We start from the raw sequence: 8437 nt of genomic DNA, 5'->3' as shown, positions 1-8437 counted from the left end.
GATTGACCCGTTTTTCCAGGCCGATCTTCGTCTCGGGTCCGTGTCCGGGGCACACGCGGGTGTCGTCGTCCAACGTGAGCAGCCGGCCCTTGATGCTTCGAATGAGCGCGCCCATGTCGCCGCCCATGAGGTCGGTGCGACCCACGCTGAACTGAAAGAGCGTGTCGCCCGAATAGACCGATTCGGTGCTGCCGGCTTCGGAGTCTTCGTGCAGGCGCAGGCAGCAGCTCCCGGGGCTATGCCCGGGGGTGTGGAGGATGCTCATCCTGATGCGCCCGACGCTCAAGTCCTGCTCGTCTTCGAAATACTGATCTACGGGAAGCGGATCGTCGTAGCGAAAGCCCAGCATCTGGCCCTGCTGCTTGAGCGCGCGGTAGAGGGGTTCGTCTCCCTGATGAAGGAAGATCTGGGGGATCACCTCTCCCTGGGTGTCGGCCAGTGCCTCGCGCACGTTGCGGGTGGCGCCAATGTGATCCAGGTGGGCGTGGGTGTGCAGCAGGTATTTCACGCTGAGCGGCTTGTCGAGGTTTGCCTGTGCGCGCTCAATGGCGCCTAGGATTTTGCGAGGCTCGTCGCCCGGATCGATGAGGGCTGCCTCCCCTGTTTCCTCGCACACCAGCAGGCGGCAGTTGCACTGGAAAGCGCCCACGACAATGGTTTCGTCAATCATGCTTTGCTCCAACTCCGTTTCGGACGGGGCGGCGCCGCTGGCGCACACCCCCGCCGGGGGTCACAATATGCATCAAAGCAGGCCGCCCGATCAAAGCGCGCCGACCGCATTAAAGTAAGCATTGATTACGCAAGGAAAACCCCGTGAGCGAGCCCGCAAAAATCCGTCAGATCAACATCGATGAGGCCCGTGCCCTGCACGAGGCAGGAGAGTGCCTGTTCGTGGACATTCGCGACGCCGAATCCCACAGGGAGGCCCGCATCGCGGGGGCGGTGCCGCTGGGCGATGCCAACTTCCAGGAATTCCTGAAGGAAACCCCGCGTGGCAAACCGCTGGTGGTCTACTGCTACCACGGCAATTCCAGCATGGCGGCCACCCAGGTGCTCATGGACAAGGGATTTGCCGACGTGGTGAGCATGGCCGGCGGCTTTGAAGAGTGGGCGCTCTTTCATCCCTACGAGGAAGAATAAAAAAGGCCTCCCTAGGGGAGGCCTTTTTCGTTGAAGCGATCGACAGGTCTACTTGTAGAGTGACTCGAGCTTGCTCTTGTACTGCGTCATCACGTTGCGGCGCTTGAGCTTGAGCGTTGGCGTGAGCATGTCGTTCTCGGTGCTGAAAGGCTCGTGCAGGACGACGAACTCGCGGGCGCGTTCAAAGCCCTTGAACTCCTTGCTGTATTTTTCGAGTTCCTCGCGGATGAGCTCGTGCACCCGGTTGTCCGAGATCATCGCCTCGTGGGAACTGGTATCGATGCCGTGCTCGGCGCACCAGGGGGTGAGGTTTTCGAAGTCGGGGACGATCAGCGCCACGTTGTGGGGCTTGTTGTCTCCCCAGAACATGGCCTGCGCAATGTACTGGCTGAGGGTGACGGACTCTTCGAGCGGCGCGGGTGCGACGTACTTCGCGTTTTCGAGTTTGTAGAGTTCCTTGACGCGACCCGTGATCTTGAGGAACCCGTCCTTGTCGATACTCCCCAAGTCACCGGTACGAAGGCCGCCGTCCTCGGTGATCGTTTCTTTGGTCTGATCGGGCAGGTTGTAGTAGCCCTTCATCACGCCGTGGCCGTAGATGATGATCTCGCCGTTGTCGGCGTCCCCGCCGGGGGCGTCGTGGTCGAGCTTGATCTCCACGCCGGGAATGGGGCGGCCCACGGTCCCGATCTTGTTGCTGCCGGGCCAGTTGGCGGTGGTGCCGCCGCTGCTCTCGGTCATGCCGTAACCCTCGAACACGGTGATGCCCAGATTGTCGACGAACTCGGCCACGTCGGACGAAAGCGCCGCGGCGCCGGAGATGGCCCACTTGAGCCGCCCGCCAAAGCGCGCGACGATTTTCTTGAAGATCAGCTTCTCGGCCAGGAACAGGCAGATCCCCTCGATGAGCGAGGTGCTCTCTCCGCGCTTCTGCTTGCTGCGCGCGCGCATGCCGATCTCGAAGATCTTCTGGATGATGCCGGGCTTTTCGGAGATCTGCTTCTGCACGCCGCCATAGATGCGGTTCCAGATGCGCGGGACGGCGAAGAGAATGGTCGGCTTCACCTCGGCGAGGTTGTCGACGATGGTTTCCACGCTCTCGGCCAGGCCCAGCGAACCGCCCTTGCTCATCAGGCCGTTGAGTTCGATAAAACCACCGAACACGTGGGCCCAGGGCAGGAATGCCAGCGTGCGTTCTTCGCCCTCGATCATGGGCACGACTTGCTGCAGGGCGCAGACATTCGAGGCCAGATTGAGGTGGGTGAGCTGCACGCCCTTGGGATTGCCCGTCGTGCCGGAGGTATAGATGATCGCCGCGACTTCGCTGCCGTCGGACTCATGTGCCGGGACGTCCTTGCCCTCACCGGCTTTGAGCAGGTGGCTCAGCGAAGTGTTGTCGTCGGCGGTCCCTTCGAAGTTGATGACGTACTGAAGATTCGGCAGCTCTTTCTTGAGCTCGGTGACGCGATCGAAAATTTCCTTGTTGCCGACAAAGCAGGCTTTTGCACCTGAATCATTGAGAATGTATTTCCATTCCTTGTCGAGCTGGCTCTCGTACATCGGAACGTAGGCGGCGCCGAGCCCCTCTGTCGCGAACGCGCCAATGGCCCATTCTTCGCGGTTGTTGGAGATTGCAGCGACGCGGTCGTGCGCGGCAATGCCCAGATCCTTCAGCGCCGCGCGCAGCGCGTCGACCTTCTTTGAGAACTCCTTGTAGGTGATCCACTGGTACTGGCCGCCTCGTTTGGTACCAAGAAACGGCTTGTCCCCGTATTTCTTGACCGAATCCTCGAACATGACGATCAGGTCGCGGTACTTTGGTTCAAAACCCATTGCTAGCACTCCTCCATAGAGCCCGCGTCGCGAAGGTGTGAAGGTTCATGGTGAGACGCGTGTTGAGACTCAAATTGTAATCGCTGGTCGGGTGGGGTGTCAGCCATGCCGCCAGGGCAGGCCCGACACGCCCTTGTTGTAACCGCTCCGGTGGTCTGCGCCAACCGGCATCCGGTGAAATGCTGCGGGGCTGGATTGATCCGCGAATCAATCTGCCCCGGTGACAGCCGCGTCAGCGCTGCTCGTCGCGGGGCAGGAGCTCCTCGAGCTCAATGGCGAGCTGGGAGAGGGTAGAGGCGGTGGCTGCGACCTCTTCGGTCATCTGCGCGTATTCGCGGGAGATTTCCATGACACGGACCGAACCGCCCGAGATCTGCTCGGTCGCTCCGGCCTGCTCGCTGGCGTCGGAGAGGCTGGCCTGAATGCTTTCCTCCAGCAGGGCGACGCTGTCGCGAATGTTCTGGAGGGCGGTGCGGGCATCGAAAAAACTGGCGCGGAACTCCTCGGTTCGGCTGGCGATCTGCCCGGTGCCGCCCACAGCGGCCTCCATGTGCTGGCGGATCTCGCTCATCAGGTCGGCAATCTTGGTCGAGATGTCGCCGGTGTCCTCGGCCAGCTTGCGCACCTCTTCCGCCACGACGCCAAAACCGCGTCCCTGCTCGCCCGCGCGGGCAGCCTCGATTCCCGCATTGAGGGCGAGGATCGTTGTTTGGGCTGCGATCTCCTGAATATCCCCGGCAAATCCGACGACGTTGCGCACGCGCGAATCCAGGCCGCCGATGGTCTGGCTCGCGGAAGTGACCGCGTGGCCGATCTCGTCGATGGCCGATTCCATCTGGTGGACCAGCGCGCTGATGGTGCCGGCCTCGCTCTCGGTGCGCGAGACCTGGTCGGCGCTCTCCTTCGCCCGCCGCGCGAGCGCCTGCGCCCCGGCGGCAACCTGCTCGGTCGTGGAGGCGATCTGGCTCGACTCGCCGCGCGCCTGCTCGGCAACCATGGCCAGCGCGCCGGTCGACTGTTCGAGCTCTCCGACCGAGGTCATCAACGAGTTCGATGCCCGCGAGAGTTGCCGGCGCGAGCGTGCCAGGCGTTCGACCGACTCGGCAGCCTCCGTTCGAAGCTGGAATGCCTCGCGCAGGCTCCGATCAAGGATGACTGCGGGAATGACAAGGAAGGGAAACACCAGCAAAATCAGGCCGGAGTGCACAAGCGCGCCGCTCATGCCGAGCTGTGTGCTGAACAGGATCATGAACATGACGGAAGCGGCCAGGTTGGCGATGTAGAAACCGGCGCGCTGCTTCGAAGTCAGCGGGAGTACCGCAGGAATTGCGACCAGATGTGCGACGAAGACGACGCCGTGGACCCAGGTACCACCGCCGCCGAGGATGTGAAAATTCAGGTCATTGCCCATGGCATAGGCGGAAGTTACGGCGATGATGACAACGGGAAATTCGCGGGCCTCGGACCGATAGAATGTATAGACATAGGTCAGAAGCGGGATCACGACCCAGCTCATGCGCAGCAGCACAAGCTCTCCCACCGTGAAATCCGAATAGAGGCCCAGTTGCGAGGAGAACAGGAAATCGGCAAAAGCGATTGCCGGGCTCGCCACGAAGCCCATGTAACAAATGATCCGGGCGCGGGCCTGCCACTGGCTGCGCAGGTGCGCCACGTAGTCGGCCTTCAAGCGTTCGCTTGCCTTCATGGCAGTGTTCACCCCTCCGTGAAACGTCAAATCATACATCAGATTTGCTTGACACAAGGCCTCGTAATCGCTTTCCTGAGTGCATGAAACTCGGAAAACGTGGGGCTCGTGTGTGCCCGGAATGCTGAATCGATGAATCAGAGTTCTACCACACATTTACCGATTGGTGGACTGGATTTGGTCGTGCGCCTGTGGGCCGGCGCGATCTTTCTGGCGCTTGCGATCCTCGTGGGCCTTCCCGGCTGGTGCCTGGCGGGGGCGGGGGGCTATCTGCTGTTCCTGGCGACGCAGGAACTCATTCGTCGTCGCTTTCCCGGCGCGGAATCCGTGTGCGGATGGCTGCGCGCGGCCGTCGACCTTATCGGCATCAGTATTCTCGTGGCCGCGACCGGCGCCCTGACGACGATCTTCGTGATCCTTTACCCGGTGCTCGTGACCGGGGCGGCGAGCATCTGGGGCAAGCGGGAGGGGCGTCTCGCCCAACTCAGCGCCAGCCTGTCTTACGGTTTCGTGCTGTTGGGGACTTATTATGAATGGTGGCCCTACCTGTGGTTCGAACCGGCACAGACGCAGGTCCACGCAATTTTCGCTTCTCACCCGGTTTGGGGTGATCTGCCAAACTGGGCGCCATTTTGGGCCGGCTTCGCGGTGATGCTGATCGTGAACTACGTGGCCTACTTCTTCCCCAACCGCCTGCTGGCCCTGCGCACACAGGAGGCCGAAGCCCGCATCCGCCTGGATCGCAAGCTGCAGGAAGCCCAGCGCCAGGAGAGCCTCGCGGTTCTTGCCGGCGGTGTCGCCCACGACTTCAACAACCTGCTCATGGCAATGATGGGCAATGCGCGGCTCGCACAGGAGCTGATAGAAGCGGATTCGCCCGCCCGCGAGCACCTGACCCAGATGCAGAACGCCGCCAAGCGTGCCGGCGAGATCACACGCCAGCTTCTGGCCTATGCGGGCAAGGCGCAGGCCATTGTGGAACCGCTCAACCTCTCGGAGATCGTTCAGGAAACGACTCACCTGCTGCGCGTGTCGATCCCCCATGACGTTGCCTGCGAATACACCCTGGCCGAGGCCCTCCCGCCGGTGCGCGGAGACGGCGCGCAGGTGCGCCAGCTCGTGATGAATCTGGTGGTCAATGCTGCCGAGGCCATGAACGGCGATCCCGGCCGCATTCGGATCTACACCGGACTGGTTCGCGCCGACCGGGGCTACCTGCGCGATTTCGACGTGGGCGGCGAGCGCGGCGAAGGGCACTACGTCTTCCTGCAGGTCGAGGACAGCGGTTGCGGCATGTCCCCCGACGTTCGCCGGCGCATCTTCGATCCGTTCTTCACGACCAAGGGGGGCGGTCACGGCCTGGGGCTGGCCGCCGTGCTGGGGATCGTCCGTGCCCACCAGGGGGCGCTTCGGATCGAGACCCTCCCCGCGGAGGGGACCAGCTTCATCGTGCTCTTTCCGGCGCTTGAAACCCCCGCGCCTGCTGCCCTGCCCGAAACAGCCGAAATGGCGGGGTAGCGCCGCCCGCGACCACCTTGCGCTCGGCCGGAATCTACTGTAGGTAGCAGGCCCTGTGGGCCCTGAAGAGGCCCGATTTCGAAGCGTAAGGACTGTTTTCCATGATTACCGCCAACAACGTGAGCCTTGCCTACGGCAAGCGCGTCCTCTTTGAAAAGGTCAATATCGAGTTCACGCCGGGCAACTGCTACGGCATCATCGGTGCCAACGGGGCGGGCAAGTCCACGTTTCTCAAGATCCTGCTGGGGGAACTGGAGCCCGATTCGGGCGAGATCCTCAAGTCCAAGAAGGCGCGCATCTCCGGCCTGGAGCAGGACCAGTTCAAATACGACGACTACACGGTCATCGACACCGTCTACATGGGCAATCCGCGTCTCTACAAGGTGATGAAGGAACGCGAAGAGCTCTATGCCCTGCCGGAGATGAATGAAGAGCAGGGAATGCGCGTTGCCGATCTCGAAAGCGAGTTCGCCGAGATGGGCGGCTGGGAGGCCGAGTCCGAGGCCGCGACCCTGCTCGACGGGCTGGGCATTCCCACCGAGCTGCATACCGAGAGCATGGGCAGCCTGGGCGGCGGCGAGAAGGTGCGCGTGCTTCTGGCGCAGGCGCTCTTTGGCAGCCCCGACATCCTGATCCTCGACGAGCCAACCAACCACCTGGACGCCCAGTCGATGGCCTGGCTCGAAGACTTCCTCATCAACTTTCCCAACACCGTTATCCTAGTCTCCCATGACCGCTTCTTCCTCGACCGGGTGTGCACGCACATTGCCGACATCGACTACAGCAAGATCGAGCTGTTCACCGGTAACTACAGCTACTGGTACCAGGCCACGCGACTGGTGCAGCAGCAGCGGCAGGCCCTCAAGGAAAAGAACGACGCAAAGATCAAGGACCTCAAGGACTTCATTGCGCGCTTTGGTGCCAACGCCGCGCGCTCTCGCCAGGCGACCGCACGCAAGAAGATGATCGACAAACTCGAAGTGGAGGCGATCCGTCCCAGCACGCGCCGCTATCCGCACATCGTGTTCAAGGCCGACCGTGAGGCGGGCAAGGAACTGCTGGAGACCGACGGCCTCTCGAAGACGCTCGACGGCGAGATCCTCTTCAAGGACGTGACCTTCAACCTGCAGAAGGGGCAGAAGGTCGCCTTTATCTCCAAGAACCCGCAGGCGGTGACCACGCTGTTTGAAATCCTGATCGGCGAGAACAAGGCCGATACCGGAAGTTTCAAGTGGGGCGTCACCACCTCGCAGGCGTATTTCCCCAAGGACAACACGAAGTTCTTCCAGGACGACGTGAACCTGCTCCAGTGGATGGAACCCTGGGTCAAGGAAAAGGACGAACAAACCGTCCGCAGCTTCCTGGGCCGCATGCTCTTCTCGGGCGAGGAACCGCTCAAGAAGTGCACCGTGCTCTCGGGCGGCGAGAAAGTGCGCTGCATGCTCGCGCGGATGATGGCCTCGGGTGCCAACGTGCTGCTCATGGACCAGCCCACCAATCACCTCGACCTCGAATCCATCGCGGCCCTGAGCGACGGCGTGCGCACCTTCGAGGGCACCGCGCTCTTTACCACCCATGACCGTCGCTTCATCGAAGAGTGCGCCGACCGCATCATCGAGCTCACTCCGAACGGCTGCATCGACGAGATCATCGGCTACGACGACTACATGGCCAACGCGAAGATTCAGGAGCGCCGCGAGCAGCTCTACGGAACCTGATGAGCCAGCCAGTTCCCGCCGGCATTCTCGAAGACCTGCGCCGGGCGCAAAGCCCCGGCGGCCGCGCGCAGCTTGGATGCTGCGTGATCGAGGGCCTTCGCCTGCACGAGCGGGCGCTGCGTGCCGGCTGTGTGCTGCGCGCAGTGGTGGCCACGCAATCTTTTCTTGAAAGTGATGACCTGCGTGCCGACGCCCTGGTGGCCGCGCTCTTTGAAGCGGGCTGCAAGCCCTTTGTCGCGAGTCGCGAGACCCTGGCCGAGTTTACCGGCGGGCGCGGCGGCGGCGAAGTGATCGGCCTGCTGGAAATCCCGGAGGCCCCCGCAATCGAAGAACTCGCGACAAGCGGCGGCGTGCTGCTTGCTGCCGTGGACGTCGAAGACCCCGGTAACGTGGGCGCGCTCTCGCGGACGGCCCTGGCATCCGGCGCGGCGGGCTTTTTCACCTGCGGCGTGAGCGACCCCTGGCACCCCAAGGCGCTGCGCACCTCGATGGGCTCCCTGTTCAAGATTCCCGTGCTGGAAAT

7 protein-coding genes are annotated in these 8437 nt (G+C 62.5%); 4 read left to right on the top strand and 3 right to left on the bottom strand.

Annotated features, from left to right (window positions below):
• Positions 1–670: MBL fold metallo-hydrolase (locus KDH09_16750; protein MCB0221348.1), on the bottom strand; the 670-nt coding region annotated here is incomplete at its 3' end.
• Positions 671–831: 161 nt separating this feature from the next.
• On the opposite strand from KDH09_16750, the gene KDH09_16745 reads away from it, so the two are divergent.
• Positions 832–1140 carry a thiosulfate sulfurtransferase GlpE gene (locus KDH09_16745; GenBank protein ID MCB0221347.1) on the top strand — a complete coding sequence of 103 codons (309 nt, stop codon included), beginning with the start codon at positions 832–834 and terminating at the stop codon, positions 1138–1140.
• 48 nt (positions 1141–1188) lie between these two features.
• Here KDH09_16745 and KDH09_16740 read toward each other — a convergent pair whose 3' ends face one another.
• Both KDH09_16740 and KDH09_16735 read right to left on the bottom strand, forming a co-directional pair.
• A complete protein-coding gene (locus tag KDH09_16740; protein MCB0221346.1) occupies positions 1189–2973 on the bottom strand; it encodes a long-chain fatty acid--CoA ligase in 1785 nt (594 codons plus the stop codon).
• 232 nt (positions 2974–3205) lie between these two features.
• Positions 3206–4678, bottom strand: coding sequence for a hypothetical protein (locus KDH09_16735; protein ID MCB0221345.1), 1473 nt, complete (start codon positions 4676–4678; stop codon positions 3206–3208).
• A 183-nt stretch (positions 4679–4861) separates the two neighbouring features.
• On the opposite strand from KDH09_16735, the gene KDH09_16730 reads away from it, so the two are divergent.
• The 3 genes from KDH09_16730 to KDH09_16720 form a co-directional block, all read left to right on the top strand.
• Positions 4862–6196 carry a hypothetical protein gene (locus KDH09_16730; GenBank protein ID MCB0221344.1) on the top strand — a complete coding sequence of 445 codons (1335 nt, stop codon included), beginning with the start codon at positions 4862–4864 and terminating at the stop codon, positions 6194–6196.
• 101 nt (positions 6197–6297) lie between these two features.
• Positions 6298–7914 (top strand): ATP-binding cassette domain-containing protein, encoded by a 1617-nt coding sequence (locus KDH09_16725; GenBank protein ID MCB0221343.1) that lies wholly within the window; start codon positions 6298–6300, stop codon positions 7912–7914.
• Positions 7914–8437, top strand: a 524-nt coding sequence (locus KDH09_16720; GenBank protein MCB0221342.1) for a hypothetical protein, incomplete at its 3' end; no start/stop codon positions are given. The genes KDH09_16725 and KDH09_16720, both read left to right, overlap by 1 nt.

The sequence above is a fragment of the Chrysiogenia bacterium genome (genome assembly GCA_020434085.1).
In the GTDB taxonomy this organism is placed as follows: domain Bacteria; phylum JAGRBM01; class JAGRBM01; order JAGRBM01; family JAGRBM01; genus JAGRBM01.
Note: the sequence above shows the minus strand (reverse complement) of the source record. Positions and strands in the feature narration are given on the sequence as shown.